Below are 23,057 nucleotides of genomic sequence, written 5' to 3' on the forward strand. Positions count from 1 at the left end.
GTGCGTGGACAAACCAGTGGCGCGGCACCGGTAGAATCGACCGTCGTGATCACCGCGACCGACCTGGAAGTGCGAGCGGGTGCTCGGACCCTGTTGTCGGCGCCCGGCGACGCCCTACGCATTCAGCCCGGCGACCGGATCGGCCTCGTGGGCCGTAATGGTGCCGGCAAGACCACCACGCTGCGCATCCTGGCCGGCGAGACCGAACCCTATGCGGGGTCGATCCGCCGGTCCGGCGAACTCGGCTACCTCCCGCAGGACCCCAAGGAGGGCGACCTCGACGTCCTGGCCAAGGATCGGGTGCTCTCCGCCCGCGGTCTCGACCAGATCCTGCGCGACATGGAGAAGCAGCAGGCGCAGATGGCCGAGGCCGCCGACGACAAGCTGCGTGACAAGGCCGTGGCGCGCTACGGCCGACTCGAGGAGCGGTTCGCGTCGCTCGGCGGGTACGTCGCGGAGTCCGAGGCGGCGCGGATCTGCAACAGCCTGGGGCTGCCCGATCGGGTGCTGAACCAGCCGCTTCGGACACTGTCCGGCGGGCAGCGGCGCCGCATCGAACTCGCGCGGATCCTGTTCGCGGCGTCGGACGGTTCGGGGAAGTCCGACACCACGCTGCTGCTGGACGAGCCGACCAACCACCTCGACGCCGATTCGATCGCCTGGCTCCGCAGCTTCCTGCAGAACCACGACGGCGGTCTCGTCGTGATCAGCCACGATGTGGATCTGCTGGCCGACGTGGTGAATCGGGTGTGGTTCCTCGACGCGGTGCGCGGTGAGGCCGACATCTACAACATGAGCTGGAAGCGATACCTGGATGCCCGGGCGACCGACGAGCAACGCCGTCGCCGGGAACGCGCCAATGCCGAGAAGAAGGCGTCCGCGCTGCGTGCGCAGGCCGCGAAGCTGGGTGCCAAGGCCACCAAGGCGACGGCCGCGCAGAACATGCTGAAGCGCGCCGAGCGGATGATCGATGCCCTCGACGACGAGCGGGTGGCCGACCGCACCGCGCGGATCCGGTTCCCCGAACCCGCCACCTGCGGCAAGACCCCGCTGATGACGTCCGGTCTGTCGAAGAGCTATGGCTCGCTGGAGATCTTCACCGGCGTCGACCTCGCGATCGACAAGGGCAGCCGGGTCGTCGTCCTCGGTCTCAACGGTGCGGGCAAGACCACGCTGCTGAGAATGCTTGCCGGAGTGGAGAAGCCGGACACCGGACAGATCGAGCCCGGCTTCGGCTTGAAGATCGGTTACTTCGCGCAGGAACACGACACCCTGGACGATCAGGCCTCGGTGTGGGAGAACATCCGACACGCCGCCCCCGACGCCGGGGAGCAGGATCTCCGAGGTCTGTTGGGCGCGTTCATGTTCAGCGGCGCCCAGCTCGATCAGCCGGCCGGCACGCTGTCGGGTGGTGAGAAGACCCGTCTCACTCTGGCCGGGCTGGTGTCGTCGGCCGCGAATGTGCTGCTCCTCGACGAGCCGACCAACAACCTCGATCCGATCTCGCGTGAACAGGTCCTCGACGCCTTGCGCAGCTACACCGGTGCCGTCGTCCTGGTGACGCACGACCCGGGCGCCGCAGCCGCGCTCGATCCGCAGCGCGTGATCCTGCTGCCGGACGGCACCGAGGACCACTGGAGCGAGGAGTATCAGGAGCTCATCGAGCTCGCCTGATCGCCTCGACGACCCGGTCGGTACCGGCCCGGTCGGGCACCGTCAGTCGGTGGCCGTGACCGTCGAATTCCCGTCCGACGACTCCGGCCGCCCGGAGCCGTCGGCCGAACTCGATGCCGTCGGCGCCCGGCACGAACAGGAAGTTCGCCTCGCTCGGCAGCGCGGGATGGCCCGCACGCCGCAAGGCGTCGGCGAGTCGGTCGCGTTCGCGGCGCATCGCCGTGACCCGCCCGGCCAGTTCGTCGGACGCGCCGAGCGCCAGCGCGGCGGCCTGTTCGGCGGCCGCGGTGATCGCGAACGGGATCTCGAGGCGCCGGGCGCCGCGCACCGAGGTCGCCGACCCGAACGCGTACCCGACGCGCAGCCCTGCCAGGCCGTGGGCCTTGGAAAACGTCCGGACGACGATCAGGTTGGGGTGCTCCTCGAGCAACATCCGGACATCGGGCGTGTCCCGGCTGTACTCGACATACGCCTGGTCGAGGACCACCGGAATGGACGGATCGACAGACGCCAGCAGCGCGCGCACCTCGTCGTCGGTCAGGACCGCTCCGGTCGGGTTGTGCGGGCTGCACACGACGAGGGCCGCGGTCTCGGGACCCGCGGCGGCCGCGAGCGCAGCCAGGTCGGGACGCCCGTCGTCGAGCAGCGGCGTCGTGTCGAGCACCAGGCCGATCTCGTCGGCGAGCAGCGCGAAACCCTCGAAAGTCGGTGCCGGGGTGGCGATCCGAGGGACGAAGTGGCCCGCCGCCCGGCGTGGCGTCGCCGAGTCATGCAGGATCGCCGCGAGTACGGCGGTCGCACCGGCGCCGACGGTGATGTGGTCGATGTCCGACCCGGTGTGCTCGGCGATGGCCCTGCGCAGATGGTCGGGACGGAACGACGGGTAGTGGTGCGCTGCGGTCGTGTGACGGCGGAGCGCGGACACGACCGCGGGTAGGGGTGGGTACGCCGACTCGTTCCGGTCGCACCACACGGTATCCGTCGAGTGCGTGATCGAGTCGTCGACGCGTGCACCCGCCGGGCCGGGGAGGAGGACGGTCACGAACGTCCGCTCCACCGGATCGCACCGGCCGCGGCGAAGTCGCCGGCGTGGGCGAACGCCGACATCATCACGACATCTCCGGGACGGACCCGTCCGTCGTCGACAGCCGCGTCCAAGGTCATCGGGATTCCGACCGCGAACAGGTTCCCGCACTCGTCGAAGGTGTCGGGATGCCGCGACTCGGGCAGCTCGAGGGCCTCGCGCCAGTTGCGCAGGAAGATCCGGTTGGGCTGATTCGTGACGAGCACATCCAGGTCGGCGGGTCGCACGCCGATTCGGTCGGCCAGTGCCGCAGCCACTTCCGGAACCATCCGGTTCCCGCGGGCCAGGACCTTGGCGATCTTCGCCTCGGTGAAGCCGACGTGGATCTGTCCCGGACCCGCCTCCCAGTACTTGCGCTCCGGTTGCGCGACGGCGGTCATGTCCGCCGAGAACTGGCCGAAGGACCGCGACTCGGTGCCCAGCACCGGGTTCCCGGAGTCGCCGAGCGTCAGGGTCGCGACCGCCGCCCCGTCGCCGGGGATCGCGGCCTGGGCCTTCACGCGGACCTGCTCCTGGGTGAAGATCTGTCCGGCGCTGTTCTGCGCCAACCCGATCAGGGCCTTGCGACCTCCGCCCGCGCGCAGCAGTGCGCCGGCGATCTCGATCAGGTGGACGAATGCGGCGCAGCCGCCGTTGTGCACGTCGAGTACGGTCCGCGGCGCGAGTCCGAGTCGATGGGCGACCTCGCCCACACACCCGCGGACGGGGACCTCCGGCAGCTGACTGTGGGTGAGGACGACGTCCACGTCGTCGAGATAGGTGTCGCCGTGCCGATCGAGCAGACGGCGTGCGGCGGCGACGATCATGTCCGCGGAGGTCTCATCGTCGGCCGCATGATGCCGGAAGGCCGGTGCCCGGAACATGACGTTGTCGGCGAGTTCGTCGTCCTCGGCGTACTGCGCGAAGAACTCCGCAGGGACCCGCGCGGCCGGCCGGTAGGTGGCGAGATCGGCGAGGGAGATCGGCGGGGCGGGGGCGGCGGTCATGAGCGCATCCATTCGGGGGTCAGCGGAAGGCCGTGGCGATGGCGGTGTTCGGCGATGGCCGTGAGGTTGTCGAGTTCGATCTGGTGTCCGGCCCCGAACATGTCCCACAGGTCGCCGACCCACTCCTCGCGACCGGCCGGTGCGGTGTCGGGATACGGGTTCTCGTCGTAGAACGGGTGGTGGCAGTTGTTCCACAGGACCACCGAACCGGGGCGGTTCAGGACGAGCTGCGCGTCGACGACCCGCATCAGATAGATCATCCAGAGATGCTCTCCCTGGTCCCAGGCGCAGTGGTAGTCGACGGTCATGGACTCGGCGTTGGCCACAATCCGGACATAGATCTTGGTGTCCTCGTTCAGTCGGTCGTATCCGACCCAGAGGTTCGGCTTCCCGGTCGGCTCGAAACCTCTTGTGCTGTAGGTCCATTCCTCGAGTGAGCGGGTGTCGGCCAGCCATTCGTACAGTTCGCGCGGGGGTGCGTCGACGTAGCCCTGCACGGGGCAGAAGTCGCCGAACACCTGGTGATGGGGATACACCGAGCGGACCTTGTCGACGACGAGTGCCGTGTTGGCGGACCGGGGGTGGGTCTCCACCCGGACCACGCCGTCGAGCGTGGCCGCGGTGTCCCCGAGGTCGGACAGGGCCGGGGCGTGCGTGGTCATGGGGTACCTCTCGCGATCAATGGGGCGAACGGGGGTGTCTCGTCGGGATCGACATCCACGACGATGCAATTCGGTCCGGGACGTGACAACAGCTCGTCGCACGCCGAACGCAGGGACTCCAGGTCGGGAGCGGAGCGCACCGGCAGACCGGCGAACATCGCGGCCAGCCCACCCGCGATGTCGGTGTGGCGGAACCGGTTGACGCTCGGCGCGCCGGGAAAGAAGCGCGCCTCCCGCGTGACGCACATGCCGTGTGCGTCGTTGTTGAGCACGATGAGGGTGACCGGCGCATCGTGTTCGATAGCGGTGTGGATCTCCATGCCGTGCATGAGGAACGAGCCGTCACCGGCGATGACGACGACCCGGCCGTCGGCATCGGAGGCTCGGGCGATCGCGGAGCCGATCCCCGCCGCGATCGCCCATCCCATCCCGCCCATGCCCAGAGCGACGACGAACCGCCCGTCGCCGAACGGGAGATGGTGGATCGCCGCCGCGCCGGTGTTCCCGGCGTCGGCGAACACCGCGCTTCGCTCGGGGAGGGCGTCGCCGATGGTGTTAAGGACCTCGCGCATCCCGACGGCCCTCGACGGCGGGTCCACGGGCAGATGGTCGATCGGGTGGGCCCGCGGCGACCGCCGGTGGCCGACTCGGTCGGCGAGCGAGTTGCGGAGCGCGTCGACGGTGTCGGCGAGGTGCGGGGTTCGGATGTGTTCGGCGGCAGCGGGTGTGCGCGGCGGTGCGCTGCCGAGATGGACGATCGGGATCGTGGCGAGCGCGTCGTCGAGGCCCGCGCGATCCGTCATCGACATCCGGCAGCCGATCACCAGGAGCAACTGCGCATGCCGCACGGCGCGGTGCGCCGACGGATGTCCCATCACCCCGGTGACCCCGGAACATGTGGAGCGCCCGATGTCGCGCCCACCGGGGGACACCACGACCGCGGCGCCGAGAAGGTGCGCGAGATCGTCCACCGCAACCGACATCTCGATACGGGACGCCTCCTCGCCGGCCCAGATGCACACGGTCCCGCCGTCGCGCACGACGTCCGCGAGCCTGTCGGCGAGTCCGTCGACCACGGCCGCGGGCACTGTGCCGGTGTCTTCCGGCCGGTCTTCGTTCGCATCTGCGCCCGTCCAGGGCGAGCACTGGACGTCTTTCGGCAGGATCACCGCGGCCGGCAGACCGCGTGCCATGGTGGCGAACGCGGCGTCGAGGACCCGGTCGAGACCAGACGGCTCGTCGACGAGTTCGCAGAAGCCGGTCACACCGGACAACACCGCGCGCAGATCCACGGTGTCGGGCGGATCGAGCATGTCCTGGAAACCGCCGCGTCCCACCGCGGGGGTCGGCGCCGAACCGATCAGGGCGATCACCGGGACACGGCTGTCGTAGGCCTCGCCCAGCGCCGGTACGACATTGAGTGCCCCGCCGCCCGACGTGGTCAGGATCGCGGCCGGCTCACCGGTGAGCCGCATGTGCCCGTCGGCCATCGCGCCGGCCCCGAACTCGTGCTTGGCGACGACCGGGCGCAATCGAGCATGCCGAAGGGCCGCGTCGAAGACGTCTTCGATGTTGGCGCCGTGAACGCCGAATGCGGTCCGCACACCGGCGTCGACGAGTCGCCCGGCGACCCGGTCGGCCACCGATGCGCGGCCGACCGGTGCGGGTGAGTACCCCACGCGTGTGTCCAAACCCTGCACTCCCAGCCCCGAACATCGTGCGGCACCGGTCGATTCGCCGGAGTCCGACTCACACGGACAGCTCAGTTCGAGTTAGCTTAGCGTAAGCTAATGTCCGACGGCAGGGGGTATGCCGGCCCCAGGGCTCGTCACCGCCTCAGCCGACTGGAGTGCTCGGGACCTCCGGCCAGTACCGCTTGCGCAGGTCGCCCTTCACGAGCTTGCCGGTGGGCGTGCGCGGCAGCTCGTCGACGAAGTCGACCGATCGGGGCGCCTTGTACGCCGCGATGTTGTCGGTGGTGAACGCGATCAACTCCTCGGCGAGCTGATCGGTGGGTTCGTGACCGTCCGCGAGCTGGACACATGCCTTCGCCACCTCGCCGAGGTCGGCGTCGGGGACGCCGATCACCGCGACATCGAACACCGCGGGGTGATTGATGAGGACGTTCTCGGCCTCCTGCGGATAGATGTTGACGCCGCCGGAGATGATCATGAACGCCTTGCGGTCGGTCAGGTACAGGTAACCCTCCCCGTCGACGTACCCGACATCGCCTGTGGTGGACCAGTTCTCGTGTTCGGGATGCTGGGCCTTGCGGGTCTTGTCCGGATCGTTGTGGTACTGGAAGGCCACGTCCTCGCGTTCGAAGAACACCTGCCCGACCTCGCCGGTCGGGAGTTCCTTGCCGTCCTCGTCGCAGATGTGGACGACGCCGAGCAGTGGCTTGCCCACCGAACCGGGATGGTCCAGCGCCTCCTGGGGGCCGATGAACGTGGCACCCGCGGCCTCGGTGGACGCGTAGTACTCGTGGATCACCGGGCCCCACCACTCGATCATCGCCCGCTTGACCTCGACCGGACACGGCGCGGCCGCGTGGACGGCGACCTTCAGGCTGCTGACGTCGTACTTGGTGCGGACGTCCGCCGGGAGCTTGAGCATCCGGATGAACATGGTGGGGACCCACTGGCTGTGGGTCACCTTGTACTTCTCGATGGCCGCGAGGGCTGCTTCCGGGTCGAAACGATCCATCATCACGACTGTGCCGCCGACGGAATTCGTCATGCCGCAATAGCGCAGTGGCGCAGCGTGATACAGCGGTGCGGGGGAGAGATAGACGGCGGTGTCGTCGTAGCCGTACATCGGCGCGAAGATCGCGGTGTAGGCGTCGGGGACCTCGTCGACCTGTCCTTCGGGCATCGGTGTCTTGATGCCCTTCGGGCGGCCGGTGGTACCCGAGGAATAGAGCATGTCGGTGCCGCGGGGCTGATCGGTACGGGGTTCGGATGAGGCATTGGCCAGTACTTCGTCGAAGCTGTCGAAGCCGTCGAGGTCGCCGCCCCAGACGACGCGTCGTCCCGGGCCCGCCAGTGCCTCGATCTCGCCGGACGCCGACACGGCATCGACGACCGATGCGCCGGCGAACAGGACCTGGGCATTGCAGTCGGCGAGGATGTAGTTGGTCTCGGCTGCGGTGAGGTGGTGGTTCACGGCGGTCACGTACAGGCCGCTCCGCAGGGCCGCCCAGTAGACCTCGAACACGTGGAAGTCGTTGGCCGAGACCACGGCGATGCTGTCGCCGCGGCGAAGGCCGAGGGACTCGAGGTAGTTGGCGAGGCGGGTCGAGTTCTCGTCCAGCTGCCGGTACGTCAGTTCCTCACCGGTCGCGGCACGGACGACGGCCGGCTTGTCGGGAGTGGATTTCGCGAAGACTCCAGGAAACAAGGGAGGCGCTCCTCGTGACGAAGGGATGGACACCCCGAACGGCCGTATCTAACGATCGTTCGGGGTGGTGCGAGTCACATTACCCTAGCGTCGTGTCCGATTTCTCAGACCCTCACCGCGTCGCGAGAAACCTGTCCATGGTGCGTTCCGCGAGAGCGGTGATGGTGAGCGCGGGGTTCACCAGGCCCACGGCGCCCGGGACGAAGGAGCCGTCGACGACCCACAGGTTGTCGTAGCCGCGCACGCCGCCGCCCATGTCGGCCGCGGCACCCATCACCACGCCGCCGAGTCCGTGATAGGTGCTCGCGGAACCGAATCCGAGCGCCCGCGACGACACATGGGTACCGTTCGCGCCGAACCCGAACCGGCCCTCGGTGCGTTCGTGGAACCGCCTGATGAATGCGTTGCTGCGACGGTCCAGGTCGTTGCGGTCGGCCGGGTGGGGGTAGTTCAACTGCGCCCGACGCGTGCGATGGTCGTAGTCGATCGTGCCGCGCTCGTCGGTGTGGGCCTGGACGAGGTGGGTGGTCGCCGCCTTGCCGAGCGGCGCGGGCAGCGGGGTGGCCTGGTAGACCATCGAGACCGGCCCACCGGGCAGGTTGTCCTCATAGATCCGGGCATAACCCGGTCCGCCCTGGACGGCGCCGAAGTCCTCACGCGGGTTCGCGCGGATGGTGAGGAAGTCGCCGTTGACGCCGAAGCCGTCACCGATGCGCGGCGACAACCGCGGGAGGCGCCCCTGGGCGCGCGCCTCGACGAGCAAGCGAGTGGTGTGGAACGACCCCGCGGCCATGAAGAGGTGATCGGCCTCGGCGGTGACGGTACGCACCGAGCGTCCCTGCTCGTCGAGAACCCGTGCGGTGACGACGAATCCGGCGCGCCGTGACCGGGGCCGGATGTCGAAGACCTCGTGCATCGGCTTGACGGACACGTTGCCGGTCCGTTCGGCGGCGAGGAGATAGCTGCGGTCGAGCGACTTCTTGGCGCCGCTGTTGACGCCGTAGCTCAGTTCGCCCGCGGTGACCGACGGGGTTGCCCGGCCGGCCAGTTCGTCGCGGACGATGTCCCAGTCGATCGCGAAGTCGAAGAAGTGTGGGGACGCTCCGTAGCGCTCGATGACCTTCAGCCACGACCGCGCGCCGATGTACTTCGGGTGCGCGAGGATGTCCGCGGGCAGCGGCGAGACGCCGAGCCCGGCCTTGGCGCGCGGAAAGTAGGTCTGGGCGAGCTGCGCGTAGTCGGCGGCCGCCGGGAAGATGTGGTCGAAGTCCTGGCGGCGGGGGACGGGAGTGAAAGAACCGAACACGAGAGATCCGCCGCCGACGCCCGCGCCGTACACGGCCTCGACACCGTTGCCCATCACATGGTCGAGGACACCGGGATAGGGCTCGACCGGCAGCCCACTCGCCGCACTCGCGCCGGCCGGGCTGCCGAACCACGCCGCGCGCTTGTCGGGATTGGTGGTCGTGGCGAAGGTGTTGCCGTCCGGCCGAATCGGCCAGCGGCGGCCACGCTCGAAAACTGTTGTGCGATAACCGGCCTCGCCGAGCCGGCGAGCGGCCACCGCGCCGCCGAAGCCGGTGCCGATGACGATCGCGGTCTGCGCCGGCGCCGCCTGCGCCGGAGTGACAGTCGCGCCGAGCGCGACGAGTGCTCCGGCGCCGGCCGCCGAGCGCATGAGGGTCCGGCGAGAGACGGCCGGACCGGAAATGTCGTAGTTCACCTGGGCACCTTAGCGTGAGCTAAGTAAGGTTAGGAACTCCTTAACGTAGGTGAGAATGTGGGATGGATCACCGTTCGGGCCGGTTCTTTCCCATGACGTCACGGGATGTCTCGACGAGCCGGTGGGCGCGCCCGGACGATAGGCTCCGGGCGTGACGGCTTCGCTGGTGATCGGGGTGGACCGCGACAGTGTGTCGATGGGGGATGATGTCTCGCCACACGGGTATTCGCTCGCGGTGCAACCGGGTACGGCGCTGAGTGTCGTGCTCGAGTCGGCGGCGCCCGAGATCCGGGCCCGGGGGTGGTCCTGGGTGGCCGACGTCGATGGCCGGGTCGCCGCCGTCTGGTCGGTGGACCACGGCGTGCAGATGCTCGTCGAGGACGCTCCGGTGTCCGCCGCGGACGGGCCGCGACGGATCCACTACCGGTACTTCCTGCAGATCGACCCGGCGTGGTTGCATCGGCGGCTCGCCGACGGTGCGGCCGCGAACCGGCCCGCACTGGAACGGGAGTACCGCCCCATCGGCGACCGGCGACGTGAGGAGGAAGAGCGTCGCCGGGAGAGCGACTCGTCGGCTCGGTATCTGACCGACGACTGCACCGCGGCGTTGCGTGGGTTCGGCGCGGAGTTCGATCTGCACAACGACCGGCTGGCACGCTTCACGCTGTTCGGATCGCCCATGCGGGTACAGCGCGCCGACACCATGACCATGACCTTCGACGGCACGCATGGGGTCATGTCATCGATTCGGCCCGTTGCGGTCGCCGAGTGCTGGTTGGTCGCCGTCGCCGGACAGCGGGCGAGGCAGGCACGGGGACTGTCCCCGGTCATCGACGCCTCCCCGATGCCGGCGCCGGAGCTGTGGCCGATGGGGTCGGGGGTCGCCGGAACGGAGCGCTGGACGACGAGAGGCGATCCCGTCGTCCAGCTGACGGGCGACGAGGCGGTCCGGGCCTACCGGTTGTCGGCGAACCGTTCCATCAGTGAGGTCGTCACCATCCTGAGTGCGCGGTGAGCGTCACTCGTGAGCGCGCACCGACGCCTCGACCAGGTCGAGCACCGCGTGCAGGTCGTCGGTGGGCTGGCCGGTGGCCAACCGGGTGATCAGGCCGTCGAGGACGAGGTCGAGATAGTTCAGCAGCACGTCTGTCGGCACGTCGTCGCGCAGGCGTCCCGCCTGGCGGCCCCGTTCCAGCCGACTCAGGGTCGCCTGCTCGACCTCGGCCGAGTAAGAGACCCACTCCGTCCGGAAACCGTTGTCCGTCCGTAGTTTTCGGGCGATCTCCAACCGGGTGCCGAGCCAGTCGAAATCCTGCGGCCGGGTGAGCATGTCGCGCATCACCTGCACCAGACCCTGTTCGGCCGCCACATCGGCCATGCGCTCGGCATCTTCCCGGGCGAGCGCGAGGAACAGCGCTTCCTTGTCCCGATAGTGGTGGAAGATCGCTCCGCGGGACAGGCCCGTGGACTCCTCGATGCGCTTGACGGTGGCGCCGTCGTATCCGTACTCCGCGAAGCAATGCCGCGCGCCGTCGAGAATCTCCCGACGACGCGCGGCAAGCCGGTCATCGCTGACCTTGGGCACGTCGAGTGCCTCCTGTCAGCTCTTGATCATGTTGCGCAGCACGTACTGCAGGATGCCTCCGTTGCGGTAGTAGTCGGCTTCGCCGGGGGTGTCGATGCGGACCTTCGCATCGAACTCCACCGTCGAACCGTCCTCCTTGGTGGCGGTGACGTGCACGGTCGACGGCGTGGTGCCGTTGTTCAGCTCCTCGATCCCGGCGATGTCGAAGGTCTCCGTGCCGTCGAGGCCCAGCGACTTGTGCGACTCACCCTCGGGGAACTGCAGCGGGATCACGCCCATGCCGATCAGGTTCGAGCGGTGGATGCGCTCGAAGCTCTCGGTGATGACGGCCTTGACGCCGAGCAGGCTGGTGCCCTTGGCGGCCCAGTCACGCGACGACCCGGTGCCGTACTCCTTGCCGCCGAGCACGACGAGCGGGATGTTCTGCTCGGCGTAGTTCTGCGCGGCGTCGTAGATGAACGACTGCGGTGCACCCTCCTGGGTGAAGTCGCGGGTGTAGCCGCCGGTGACACCGTCGAGCAGCTGGTTCTGCAGACGGATGTTGCCGAAGGTCGACCGGATCATCACCTCGTGGTTGCCGCGGCGGGCGCCCAGCGAGTTGTAGTCCTTGCGGGCCACACCGTTCGCGTCGAGGTACTGCGCGGCGGGGGTGCCGGGCTTGATCGTCGACGCGGGGGAGATGTGGTCGGTGGTCACCGAGTCGCCGAGCTTCGCGAGCACGCGTGCGCCCTTGATGTCGGAGACCGGCGACGGCTCACGCTGCATGCCCTCGAAGTACGGAGGCTTGCGCACGTAGGTGGACTCGTCGTCCCACTCGAAGGTCTTGCCCGACGGGGTCGGCAGGTTCTGCCAGCGCTCGTCGCCCTTGAAGACGTCGGCGTAATCCGAGGCGTACTGCTCCGGCGAGATCGACGAGGCGATGGTCGCCTCGATCTCCTCGTTGGACGGCCAGATGTCCTTGAGGAACACGTCGTTGCCGTCGGTGTCCTGGCCGAGGGCGTCGGTCTCGAAGTCGAAGTCCATCGTTCCGGCCAGTGCATAGGCGATGACCAGCGGCGGCGACGCGAGGTAGTTCATCTTCACGTCGGGGTTGATGCGACCCTCGAAGTTGCGGTTGCCCGAGAGCACCGCGGTGGCGGTCAGGTCGTTGTCGTTGATCGCCTTGGAGATCTCCTCCGGCAGCGGGCCCGAGTTGCCGATGCAGGTGGTGCAGCCGTAGCCGACGAGGTAGAAGCCGAGCTTCTCCAGGTACGGCCACAGGCCGGACTTGTCGTAGTAGCCGGTGACGACCTGCGAACCGGGTGCCATCGAGGTCTTGACCCACGGCTTGGAGCTCAGGCCCTTCTCGACGGCCTTCTTGGCGAGCAGCGCCGCACCGAGCATGACCGACGGGTTGGACGTGTTGGTGCAGCTGGTGATCGACGCGATGGTCACGATGCCGTGGTCGAGGATCATCGAGCCGCGCTCCTCGGAGTCGACCCGGACCGGGTTGGTCGGCCGACCCTCGGCGCCGTTGGCGGCCGAGTGCAGTGGCTCGGCGTCGTCGTCGGCGAAGGACAGCGTCGCGGGATCGGACGCCGGGAAGGTCTCCTCGACGGCCTCGTCGAGCTTCGTCTGCGGGGCGGAGTTGCCGTTCTCGACGTAGTTGTGGATGTCCTTGCGGAACGCGTTCTTGGCGTCCCACAGCTCGATCCGGTCCTGCGGGCGCTTCGGGCCGGCGATCGAGGGCACGACGTCGGCGAGATCGAGTTCGAGGTACTCGGAGTAGACGGCCTCCTCGGCGTCCTTCTCCAGCCACATGCCCTGTTCCTTGGCGTACGCCTCGACGAGCGCGAGCGTCTCCTCGCTGCGGCCGGTGAGCCGCAGGTACTTCACGGTCTCCTCGTCGATGGGGAACATCGCACAGGTGGAACCGAACTCGGGGCTCATGTTGCCGATGGTGGCGCGGTTGGCCAGCGGGACCTCGCCGACGCCGTTGCCGTAGAACTCGACGAACTTGCCGACGACGCCGTGCTTGCGGAGCATCTCGGTGATGGTGAGGACCACGTCGGTGGCGGTCACGCCGGGCTTGGCCGAGCCGGTCAGCTTGAAGCCGACGACACGCGGGATCAGCATCGAGACCGGCTGGCCGAGCATCGCGGCCTCGGCCTCGATGCCGCCGACGCCCCAGCCCAGGACGCCGAGACCGTTCTCCATGGTGGTGTGCGAGTCGGTGCCGATACAGGTGTCGGGGTAGGCCACGCCGTCGCGGACCATGATCGAGCGCGCGAGGTGCTCGATGTTGACCTGGTGGACGATGCCGGTGCCCGGCGGCACGACGCGGAAGTCGTCGAAGGCGCCCTGGCCCCAGCGGAGGAACTTGTAGCGCTCTTCGTTGCGCTGGTACTCGATCTCGACGTTGCGCTCGAAGGCCTGCGCGTTGCCGAAGGCCTCGATGATGACCGAGTGGTCGATGACCATCTCGGCGGGCGCGAGGGGGTTCACCTTGTCCGGGTCGCCGCCGAGTTCCTTGACCGCGTCACGCATCGTGGTGAGGTCGACGATGCAGGGCACGCCGGTGAAGTCCTGCATGATCACGCGCGCGGGGGTGAACTGGATCTCGATGCTGGGGTCCGCGTTCGGATCCCAGTTCGCGATCGCCTCGATGTGTTCCTTCGTGATGTTGGCGCCGTCTTCGGTGCGCAGCAGGTTCTCCGCCAGGACCTTCAGCGAGTAGGGGAGTTTGCCGGTGCCCTCGACCGCGTTCAGACGGTAGATCTCGTAGCTGTTGTCGCCGACGTCCAGCGTGCCGCGGGCGTCGAAGGAATTGATACTCACGTCTAAATCCACTCTCCTCATGTACCGGCGGGCTGCGCCGGCGATACTCGATGATCCACTTGCGGTCGGGCGTGACCGGCGGGCGGGCGTCGCTCCCGTTCCGTCGGTGTGTGCGCCGTCTGACGTTCTGCACCGGCGGGCTGCGCCGGCGCCATCGGATGTCCGCGAGGGCCACCCGCGACAACATCGTCCAGTCTAACAGTACGAGCGTACTGTTACCAAGCTCGTGCCCGGGACGCGCCGGGCGGACGTGCCGCCACCGGAGTACCCAGACGACTCCATTGTGTCGTACGGTGCAGGGCGGGGTTCGGCGAGTGGACACTCGACGTCGGCGCGATACCGGCCGTCCACGTCTGCGCAACCCCGGTGATCTCGAGAGGACAGGGGTGGCGGATGGGTCCGCAGGCGACGACGTTGGTGCTGGCAGCTCCTGCGGAGAACAACGAACTCACCGGACTCGTCGGGGTCGAGATGGGCGAGCTGTCCCGGGACATCGCCGATGACGGTGTCGCCGGTGCGACACCCGAGCAGTTGCCCCGGATGCTCGAGGTCGTCGAGTACGCCCACTCCAAGGGTCACGACGTGAGCTTCGTGGTCATCGATCAGGTGCAGCCGCGCTTCACGCTCTACCGCGACATCGCGAACCAGTTGCAGGAGCAGGTCGGCGGAACCGTCATCGTGCTGGGCCCCAACTCGGTCGGTAGCTCGTCTCCGGATTTCAGCCGCGTGGTGCAGGAGCAGGCCACCGACGGCCTCACACTGACGGACCCGGCGGGGGCGGCTCGCCAGATGATCGACACGATGACCGGTCCCAATGTGGACTGGACGATCGTCGGCGTCCTGCTGGTCCTCGTCGTCGCGATCGGTGCGGTGCTCGCCAGGCTGCGTCGGATCCGCGCCCGCACGAACCTGGCCGCCGGTCCGCTGGGACCCGTGCAGTCCGCCGGCACGACATCGGACGAACCGTCGTCGCGCCGCCGCGAGCCGTCTTCTTCCGGCAGGTAGTCGCGGGGCTCCGGCGCCGCTCGACCCGGCAGCCGGAGCACACGATCTCGACCCCCTGACACCCGTCTCGTCCCTCCAAGCGGACCATGGCCGGCGTGTCGTCCGGTCTGTTGCCAATTCGAGACCTCGACAACTGCTCGAGCTTTCGCCAGTTCACGGCATTTTCGCAGGTAATCACGCGTTTGTAATTCACGAACGCGGTTTTCTCGTGTGGTTGATGTGACGTACGGTTCTGATGTCACGTGTGATGCCTGTGTCCCCTACAGGGTCCGATGTGGCGCAAGTGCAGTGCGTGATCGCCGCGGTTTCGACGACCCGGACGATCGCCGGCCGGGGATCGCGAGATCCCCGCACGAATCGCGAGGAGTTCCAGGTGAGGCGAGGAAGAACTGGTGCGTCGTGGCCGGCGCGCGTCTCGGCAGCCCTGGCTGTCGTACTCATCTGCGCGCTCGGCGCGGGTCACGCCGACGCGGCACCCAAGAAGACGCCCGAGTCGCCCATCTCCGGTCTGATCAACCGCATCGCGACGGTCAACCAGGACATCGCCGACCTCGATCAGGCGCTCGCCGCCCGCCAGGAGAACGTGAACCGGTCGATCGCCGATTTCCAGAACTCCCTCGCCCAGCGACGCCTCGCCACGGTGGCCGCACGCGGCGCCCGGACCGAACTCGATCGCTCCAGCAAGGCCGTCGTCGATGCGCAGAAGGAGTTCGACCGGTTCGCGCGGCTGGCCTACCAGCAGGGACCCGAGCAGGGCTCGATGTCGAACTACGTGTCCTCGGAAGACCCGCAGGCCGTGCTCGACCGCATGAAGCTGATCGACCAGGTCGGCAAGAAGCAGCAGGAGATGATCCGGCGGCTACAGGTCGCACGCAACCAGAAGGCCAACCGTCTCGCCGCGGTGGAGGCCACCCGTCGACAGGCGTCGTTCGCGGCCAAGAGCGCCGAGCAGCGCAAGATCGATGCGATGGCCGCGGTGACCGAGGCCAAGACCGCCATCACGACCCAGCAGAAGCGCAAGGCCACCCTCATCGGTGAGCGCGATCGGGTACAGAAGCGTCTCAACACCATTCGCGGCTATGTCCCGAAGAAGACGGTCGAGGGGCCGTCGGCGAGCGATCTGCTGTCCAACCTGTTCCCGAAGGACCCGTCGGCCGAGGGTGCCCTGAAGGCGCTGCCGGCCACGCCGGTCACCGACAACCAGGCGCTCGCCGTCGCGGCCGAGGCCGCCGCACGCCTCGCGGTCGATGTCGGTCAGTCGATCCTCGCGGGTCTCGTCGGTCAGCAGCAGCTGCCCCAGTCGGAGCTGCTGAACGAGCTCGGACTCGGTGGTGCGGATGTCACCGGCAGCAGCGGTGGCGACACCCTCAGCGCGCGACTCGGTTCCGGGAGTCTCGGCACCCTGTTCGGCAGCTCCTCCGGCGGTGGCGGCGGAGGTGGGATGGTCCGACCCGGACTGCGCGGCCCGCAGGCGGTGGAGATCGCGGTCAACCGCGCCCTCTCGCAGCTGAACGTGCCCTACGCCTGGGGCGGCGGCGACGCCAACGGGCCCACGCAGGGCATCCGCGACGGCGGCGTCGCCGACAGCTACGGCGACTACAACAAGATCGGCTTCGACTGCTCGGGTCTGATGATCTACGCGTTCGCCGGAGTGGGTATCGAGTTGCCGCACTACACCGGCTACCAGTACACCTCGGGACCGCAGTTCCCGCTGTCGCAGATGCGCCGCGGCGACATGATCTTCTACGGCCCCAACGCGAGTGCGCACGTCGCGCTCTACCTCGGGGACAACAAGATGGTCGAGGCGCCGCAGTCCGGAGACGTCGTCAAGGTGTCGCCGCTGCGCACCGACGGCGCGATGCCGAACGTGGTGCGTCTGCTCTGACGGCCGGCGGTCCGGGCGGGGGTCGTGAACGACCGACACCCGCCGAGTCTTCTTGGCACCTTTTCAGTTCGCACGGCTAGGCTTGCACAGACACGCGGGGTCGACGCCTGCGCGCTGCGCGATCGCGGCCGCACCCAGGGCTGACGCCTCGCCGCCCGAGAAGAACAGCAGTTCAGAGGAACAGGAGCACGGGTTGACCGAATCGCACTCCCTCGGCAAGGCGGCCACGGGGGATCCCGGGGCGGCAGGAGCGGACTCCTCGGTGCTGAGCGACGCCGACGTCGCCCTGCTCGAACGGGCCATCTACGAGGTCAAGCGCGTCATCGTCGGCCAGGATCAGCTCGTCGAGCGCATTCTCGTCGGTCTGCTCGCCCGAGGCCACATCCTGCTGGAGGGTGTGCCCGGTGTCGCGAAGACGCTCGCGGTCGAGACGTTCGCCCGCGTCGTCGGCGGGTCGTTCTCCCGCGTGCAGTTCACCCCCGACCTGGTGCCCACCGACCTGATCGGTACGCGTATCTACCGCCAGGGCCGTGAGGAGTTCGACACCGAGCTGGGCCCGGTCGTCGCGAACTTCCTGCTGGCCGACGAGATCAACCGCGCACCCGCCAAGGTGCAGTCCGCCCTGCTCGAGGTGATGGCCGAGCGGCATGTCTCGATCGGCGGCAAGACCTACTCGATGCCGGATCCGTTCCTGGTGATGGCGACCCAGAACCCCATCGAGAACGAGGGCGTCTACCCGCTGCCCGAGGCCCAGCGGGACCGCTTCCTGTTCAAGGTGCTCGTCGACTACCCGTCGGTGGAGGAGGAACGAGAGATCGTCTACCGGATGGGCAACGTCCCACCGACCGCGTCCCAGGTCCTCGACCCGGCCGCGATGCTGCGCCTGCAGCGGACCGCGGCGAACGTCTTCGTCCACCACGCCCTCGTCGACTACGTCGTCCGCGTCATCAACGCGACCCGCCGCCCGGCCGAGCTGGGCCTCAACGACGTCGCCTCCTGGCTGTCCTACGGGGCGTCGCCGCGCGCGACCCTGGGCATCGTGGCCGCCGCTCGCGCGCTGGCGCTGGTCCGCGGTCGCGATTACGTGATCCCGCAGGACGTCGTCGAGATCATGCCCGACGTGCTCCGGCACCGACTGGTGCTGTCCTATGACGCGCTCGCCGACGAGATCGACGCCGACCAGGTGATCGCCCGGGTGCTGCAGACCGTCGGACTGCCGCAGGTCGGCGCGCAGCCGATCCCGCAGGGGCAGTACCCGGCCGGGCAGCCGCAGGCGCCCAACGGTGGACACGGGCCGAATGGCTATGCGGGACAGCAGGTCTCGCAGTCCGCCGGACCGGTGGACCCGAATTCGGCACCGGCGAACCGGAATTCACCTCAGTATGGCGGCTAATCGCGACCTTCCGCGCCTCGGCGCCGGTCTGCTCGACGAGCCGCAGCTGACCGCGGCCCTGAAGATGCTCGAGCTCACCGTGCGGCGCAAGCTCGACGGCGTGCTGCAGGGTGAGCACCTGGGACTGATTCCCGGACCGGGTTCGGAACCGGGGGAGGCACGGGCGTATCAGCCGGGCGACGACGTCCGGCGGATGGAGTGGTCGGTCACCGCGCGCACCACCCAGCCGCATGTCCGGCAGATGATCGCCGACCGCGAACTGGAGACCTGGCTCGTCGTCGATGCCTCGGCCAGTCTCGACTTCGGCACCGTCGACTGCACCAAGCGTGACCTGGCGGTGGCTGCGGCCGCGGCGCTGGTCCATCTCACGACCGGCGGCGGCAACCGGCACGGCGCGCTGGTGGTGACCGGCGACGACCTCGTGCGGGTCCCGGCCCGGGCCGGACGCGCGCACGCACAGAACCTCTTGAAGGCCATCGCCACGACCCGACGCAGTTCTCCCGGGGTGCGCGGGGATCTGAGAGCGGGCATCGAGGCCCTCCGCCGGCCCCAGCGCCGGCGCGGGCTCGCGGTCGTCATCAGCGACTTCCTCGGACCCATCGACTGGGAACGCTCGCTCCGCGCCATCGGCGCGCATCACGAGCTGCTCGCGGTCGAGGTCCTCGACCCCCGCGACCTCGACCTGCCGGCGATCGGCGAGGTCACGCTGGCCGATGCGGAATCCGGCGAGATCCACGACGTCACGATCACCGAGGATCTCCGACGCGATTTCGCGGCCGCGGCCGCGGCGCACCAGCAGCGGGTCCACCGCACGCTGCGGAGTTGTGGCGGGGCGGTCCTGACCCTGCGTACCGATCGCGAATGGATCGCCGACACCGTCAAGTTCGTCGCACAACGCCGTCGCGGCCTCGCGGCGGGGGTGGGGTAGGCCGATGCTGTCCAGTCCCTGGTGGTTGCTGCTGCTCCTGGTCGTGGTGCTGCTCGGCGTCGCCTACGTGTACATGCTGCGGCGCCGTAGGCAACGCGCGCTGACCTTCGCGAACCTCGACCTGCTGAAGTCGGTCGCCCCGGCCGACCGCGGCCGGTTGCGTCACCTGCCGATCGCGCTCCTGATCATCTCGCTGATCCTGCTGACGGTCGCGCTCTCCGGCCCGCAGGCGGATCGGAAGGTGCCGCGCAACAAGGCGACGGTGGTGCTGGTGATGGACGTGTCGCGATCGATGAACGCCACCGACGTGTCGCCCTCCCGGATCCGCGCGGCCCAGGAGGCGGCCAAGAAGTTCGCCGACGAGCTGACCGAGGGGATCAATCTCGGTCTGATCTCCTTCGCCGGGACCGCGGCGAGCCTGGTGTCACCGACACCCGACCACAACGCGACCAAGGTCGCCGTGGACAAACTCCGTCTCGACGACAAGACGGCAACCGGCGAGGGCATCTTCGCGGCGCTCCAGCAGATCAGCACCCTGAACGCGGTGCTCGGCGGCACCGAGGGCGCGCCGCCCGCGCGCATCGTGCTGCTCTCCGACGGCAAGGAGACCGTGCCGGACGACCCCGACGATCCGCGCGGTGCCTTCACCGCTGCCCGCAAGGCCAAGGAGGAGAAGATCCCGGTCTCCACCATCTCCTTCGGCACCCGGACGGGCACCGTCGAACTCGAGGGCGACCGGGTGCCGGTCCCGGTCGACGACGACTCGCTGCGCAAGATCGCCAACCTGTCCGGCGGCGACTTCTTCACCGCGGCCAGCCTCGACGAACTGAACAAGGTCTACGAGCAGCTCCAGGACGAGATCGGTTACGAGACCCGGCGAGGGGACAATTCGAAGCCGTGGCTGATCGCGGGTACGTTGTTTGCGCTGGTGTCGGCGTTCGCCGCGCTGGCGATCAATCGCCGGCTGCCCTGACGCGGAGGTGTCCGGGGTGTGCCGCCGCGCCCCCGCGCGCCGACCGCGTGCCACCCACGCAACGAGAACGGATAGGTTGAACACCCATGACGGCAGCTAGCAACGAAGCGCAGAATCCCTCCCGCTCGGTCCTGGTCACCGGCGGCAACCGCGGAATCGGCCTGGCCGTGGCACAGCGCCTCGCGGCCGACGGTCACCGGGTCGCGGTGACCCATCGTGGTTCCGGGGCCCCGGACGGACTGTTCGGCGTGAAGTGCGATGTCACCGACTCCGAGTCGGTGGACCGCGCGTTCGCCGAGGTCGAGGAGCACCAGGGCCCCGTCGAGATCCTCGTCGCCAACGCGGGCATCACCGACAACATGCTCCTCATGCGACTGTCCGAGGACTCCTTCGAGAAGGTCGTCGACGCGAACCTCACCGGCGCATTCCGGTGCGCCAAGCGCGCCACCAAGGGGATGCAGCGCGCCAAGTGGGGACGCATGATCTTCCTCGGCTCGGTGGTCGCGATGTCCGGCATCCCCGGACAGGTGAACTACGCCGCCTCGAAGGCGGGCCTGATCGGCATGGCGCGCTCGATCGCACGTGAGATCGGGTCCCGGAACATCACCGCCAATGTCGTGGCGCCCGGATTCATCGAGACGGACATGACCGCGTCGATGGAGGACCGCTACATCGAGATGGCCAAGCAGGCCATCCCGCTCGGCCGTACCGGCAAGCCCGAGGACGTCGCCGCGGCCATCAGCTTCCTCGCCTCCGACGAGGGCGGCTACATCTCCGGTGCGGTCCTGCCCGTCGACGGCGGCATGGGCATGGGGCACTGACCGTCACCCGATCACCGAGCCGCCACGCGCGGCCACACGGCACGTCAATCAACGTCGATCTCAGGAGCACATCCACGTGAGCGGAATCCTGGACGGGAAGACCGTCCTCATCACGGGCATCATCACCGATGCGTCGATCGCCTTCCACGCTGCCGCCATGGCGCAGGAGCAGGGCGCGACCGTCATCATCACCGGCATCCCCGAGCGGCTCCGGCTGATCGACCGGATCGCCAAGCGGTTGCCCAAGGAGGTGCCGCCGGCCATCGGTCTCGACGTCACCAACGAGGACGACCTCGACGCGCTCGCCGGGAAGATCACCGAACTGGCACCGCAGGGCATCGACGGCGTCATGCACTCGATCGCCTTCGCGCCCCGGACGTTGATGGGCCCCGAGGCCAAGCCGTTCCTGGAGGGGCCCGGCCCCGACGCCGCGAAGGCCTTCGAGATCTCGGCCTGGAGCTACGCCTCGCTCGCCCGGGCCGTGCTGCCCGCCATGAACGAGGGCGGATCGATCGTGGGCATGGACTTCGACCCCCGCACCGCGATGCCGTACTACAACTGGATGGGCGTGGCGAAGGCTGCGCTGGAGTCGGTGAACCGGTACGTGGCGCGCGAGGTCGGCAACGCCAAGAACGTCCGATCGAATCTCGTGGCCGCCGGTCCCATCAAGACCCTGGCCGCGAAGGCCATCGCCGGGACCGCGACAGACGACGCCAAGCAGCTCAACATGCTCAACGAGTACTGGGACGGTGCGTCGCCGATCGGCTGGGACGTCGATGACCCGACCGTCGTCGCCAAGTCGGTCTGCGCACTGCTCAGCGACTGGCTGCCGGCCACCACCGGTTCCATCGTCTACGTCGACGGCGGCGCCAGCCACAACACCTGGTTCCCGGAGGGCATGACCACCGGCTCATGAGCTCGCCAGCACCGGGCGACACCGCGCCCTTCGATGCCGTCCTGTTCCTGTCGTTCGGCGGGCCGGACGGACCCGATGACGTGATGCCGTTCCTGGAGAACGTCACCCGTGGTCGCGGAATCCCGCGTGAGCGGCTCGAGTCGGTGGCCGAGCACTACCTCCACTTCGGTGGTGTCTCGCCGATCAACCGGCTCAACCTGGAGATGATCGACGCGCTCCGCGACGAGCTCGGCCGGCGCGGTGTCGACCTGCCGGTGTACTTCGGAAACCGCAACTGGCACCCGATGGTCGAGGACACGCTGGCCGAGATGTATCGGGCCGGACATCGCCGGATCCTCGTGTTCCCGACGTCGGCGTGGGGTGGCTACTCCGGCTGCCGGCAGTATCACGAGGACATCGACCGGGCGCTGACAGCGCTGGCCGAACGCGAGCCGGGCAGCAGTCGTCCCGACGACGCGGTGGTGTTGCGCAAACTTCCGCAGTACTGGTCGCATCCGGCGTTCGTCGCAGCCGGGGCCGACGCGGTACGTCGCGCGTTCGAGACGCTCGGCCCCGGTGACGAGACCCCGCGGCTGGTGTTCACCGCCCACTCGGTACCGACCTCGGCCGACGCCGCGTCGGGGCCCGCAGCGGACGGCGGCGGCCTGTACTCGCGCCAGGTGATGGCTGCCTCACAGGCTGTCGCCGACGAACTCGGCGTCACCGCCTTCGATCAGGTCTGGCAGTCGCGGTCGGGTCCGCCGCAGATCCCATGGCTCGAGCCGGACATCTGTGATCATCTGGAAAGCCTTGCTGCCCAGGGGGTCCGGCGCGTGGTGGTGTACCCCGTGGGGTTCATCTCCGACCATCTCGAGGTGATCTGGGATCTGGACAACGAGGCCGCCGAGGTCGCCGAACGGCTGGGCATCGACTATGCGCGCGCCGCCACCGTCGGTCCCGATCCGCGTTTCATCTCGATGATCGGCGACTTCGTCCAGGGCTACGCCGGGGGCGACGGCGATCTGTCCGCCATGGGGTGCGGCGACAACGGTCGTACGTGTCGAGATCGGTGTTGTGTGCCTGCGGCGCGACCGAAGAAGAGGGTGGCCGACCAGATTCGGCCGACAATGGGAAGCGATTCGCGAACATAACGATTCGGTATAGGAATGGATCAAAATGTGATCTGCGCCTCAACCGAAATGCAACTCTCTTGGTACGCGCACCTGA

Annotated in this window: 18 protein-coding genes; 10 read left to right on the top strand and 8 right to left on the bottom strand. The window is 68.5% G+C overall.

Annotated features, from left to right (window positions below; all coding sequences use genetic code 11):
- The first annotated feature begins 45 nt into the window (after positions 1-45).
- Entirely contained in the window at positions 46-1,674 is a 1,629-nt protein-coding gene (locus BCM27_RS12315) for an ABC-F family ATP-binding cassette domain-containing protein (RefSeq protein WP_033203399.1), read from the top strand.
- On the opposite strand, the gene BCM27_RS12320 is transcribed toward BCM27_RS12315, so the two are convergent.
- From BCM27_RS12320 to BCM27_RS12345, 6 genes are all read right to left on the bottom strand, one after another.
- Complete coding sequence (locus BCM27_RS12320) at positions 1,658-2,716, bottom strand: pyridoxal phosphate-dependent aminotransferase (RefSeq protein ID WP_033203539.1); 1,059 nt, start codon at positions 2,714-2,716, stop codon at positions 1,658-1,660. The genes BCM27_RS12315 and BCM27_RS12320 overlap by 17 nt on opposite strands.
- Positions 2,713-3,744 (bottom strand): 3-oxoacyl-ACP synthase III family protein, encoded by a 1,032-nt coding sequence (locus BCM27_RS12325; RefSeq protein WP_004021934.1) that lies wholly within the window; start codon positions 3,742-3,744, stop codon positions 2,713-2,715. Before BCM27_RS12325 ends, BCM27_RS12320 begins: the two co-directional genes overlap by 4 nt.
- Entirely contained in the window at positions 3,741-4,406 is a 666-nt protein-coding gene (locus BCM27_RS12330; protein WP_004021933.1) for a hypothetical protein, read from the bottom strand. The genes BCM27_RS12325 and BCM27_RS12330 overlap by 4 nt, the downstream gene beginning before the upstream one ends.
- Complete coding sequence (locus tag BCM27_RS12335; protein ID WP_004021932.1) at positions 4,403-6,085, bottom strand: thiamine pyrophosphate-binding protein; 1,683 nt, start codon at positions 6,083-6,085, stop codon at positions 4,403-4,405. Before BCM27_RS12335 ends, BCM27_RS12330 begins: the two co-directional genes overlap by 4 nt.
- 157 nt (positions 6,086-6,242) lie before the next feature.
- Positions 6,243-7,805 carry an acyl-CoA synthetase gene (locus BCM27_RS12340; RefSeq protein WP_004021931.1) on the bottom strand — a complete coding sequence of 521 codons (1,563 nt, stop codon included), beginning with the start codon at positions 7,803-7,805 and terminating at the stop codon, positions 6,243-6,245.
- Positions 7,806-7,917: 112 nt separating this feature from the next.
- Positions 7,918-9,528: a GMC oxidoreductase gene (locus BCM27_RS12345; RefSeq protein ID WP_004021930.1), complete on the bottom strand. Its 1,611-nt coding sequence runs from the start codon at positions 9,526-9,528 to the stop codon at positions 7,918-7,920.
- 151 nt (positions 9,529-9,679) lie between these two features.
- Between BCM27_RS12345 and BCM27_RS12350 the strand changes: the two genes are divergently transcribed.
- Entirely contained in the window at positions 9,680-10,543 is an 864-nt protein-coding gene (locus BCM27_RS12350) for a hypothetical protein (RefSeq protein ID WP_004021929.1), read from the top strand.
- 3 nt (positions 10,544-10,546) lie between these two features.
- Here BCM27_RS12350 and BCM27_RS12355 read toward each other — a convergent pair whose 3' ends face one another.
- Together BCM27_RS12355 and BCM27_RS12360 are read right to left on the bottom strand one after the other, a co-directional pair.
- Positions 10,547-11,113 carry a TetR/AcrR family transcriptional regulator gene (locus tag BCM27_RS12355; protein WP_004021928.1) on the bottom strand — a complete coding sequence of 189 codons (567 nt, stop codon included), beginning with the start codon at positions 11,111-11,113 and terminating at the stop codon, positions 10,547-10,549.
- A gap of 15 nt (positions 11,114-11,128) precedes the next feature.
- Entirely contained in the window at positions 11,129-13,951 is a 2,823-nt protein-coding gene (locus BCM27_RS12360; RefSeq protein WP_085944170.1) for an aconitate hydratase, read from the bottom strand.
- A gap of 372 nt (positions 13,952-14,323) precedes the next feature.
- Here BCM27_RS12360 and BCM27_RS12365 point away from each other — a divergent pair, with 372 nt between their 5' ends.
- From BCM27_RS12365 to BCM27_RS12400, 8 genes are all read left to right on the top strand, one after another.
- Positions 14,324-14,935, top strand: coding sequence for an Rv1476 family membrane protein (locus tag BCM27_RS12365; protein WP_004021926.1), 612 nt, complete (start codon positions 14,324-14,326; stop codon positions 14,933-14,935).
- A gap of 373 nt (positions 14,936-15,308) precedes the next feature.
- On the top strand, positions 15,309-16,820 hold the full coding sequence (locus BCM27_RS12370; protein ID WP_033203537.1) for an NlpC/P60 family protein: 1,512 nt from the start codon (positions 15,309-15,311) through the stop codon (positions 16,818-16,820).
- Between the two features lie 193 nt (positions 16,821-17,013).
- On the top strand, positions 17,014-18,213 hold the full coding sequence (locus BCM27_RS12375) for an AAA family ATPase (RefSeq protein WP_004019125.1): 1,200 nt from the start codon (positions 17,014-17,016) through the stop codon (positions 18,211-18,213).
- Complete coding sequence (locus BCM27_RS12380; RefSeq protein WP_004019124.1) at positions 18,203-19,141, top strand: DUF58 domain-containing protein; 939 nt, start codon at positions 18,203-18,205, stop codon at positions 19,139-19,141. The genes BCM27_RS12375 and BCM27_RS12380 overlap by 11 nt, the downstream gene beginning before the upstream one ends.
- A gap of 4 nt (positions 19,142-19,145) precedes the next feature.
- The gene (locus tag BCM27_RS12385; protein WP_004019123.1) at positions 19,146-20,114 is read left to right on the top strand and encodes a VWA domain-containing protein; all 969 of its coding nucleotides are present in this window, start codon (positions 19,146-19,148) and stop codon (positions 20,112-20,114) included.
- Positions 20,115-20,200: 86 nt separating this feature from the next.
- On the top strand, positions 20,201-20,935 hold the full coding sequence (fabG1, locus tag BCM27_RS12390; protein WP_004019122.1) for a 3-oxoacyl-ACP reductase FabG1: 735 nt from the start codon (positions 20,201-20,203) through the stop codon (positions 20,933-20,935).
- Positions 20,936-21,011: 76 nt separating this feature from the next.
- Positions 21,012-21,851, top strand: a complete 840-nt coding sequence (gene inhA / locus BCM27_RS12395) for an NADH-dependent enoyl-ACP reductase InhA (protein WP_004019121.1) — start codon at positions 21,012-21,014, stop codon at positions 21,849-21,851.
- A complete protein-coding gene (locus BCM27_RS12400) occupies positions 21,848-22,981 on the top strand; it encodes a ferrochelatase (RefSeq protein ID WP_004019120.1) in 1,134 nt (377 codons plus the stop codon). The genes inhA and BCM27_RS12400 overlap by 4 nt, the downstream gene beginning before the upstream one ends.
- The last annotated feature ends 76 nt before the right edge of the window (positions 22,982-23,057 follow it).

It is taken from the genome of Gordonia terrae (assembly GCF_001698225.1).
Lineage (GTDB): Bacteria > Actinomycetota > Actinomycetes > Mycobacteriales > Mycobacteriaceae > Gordonia > Gordonia terrae.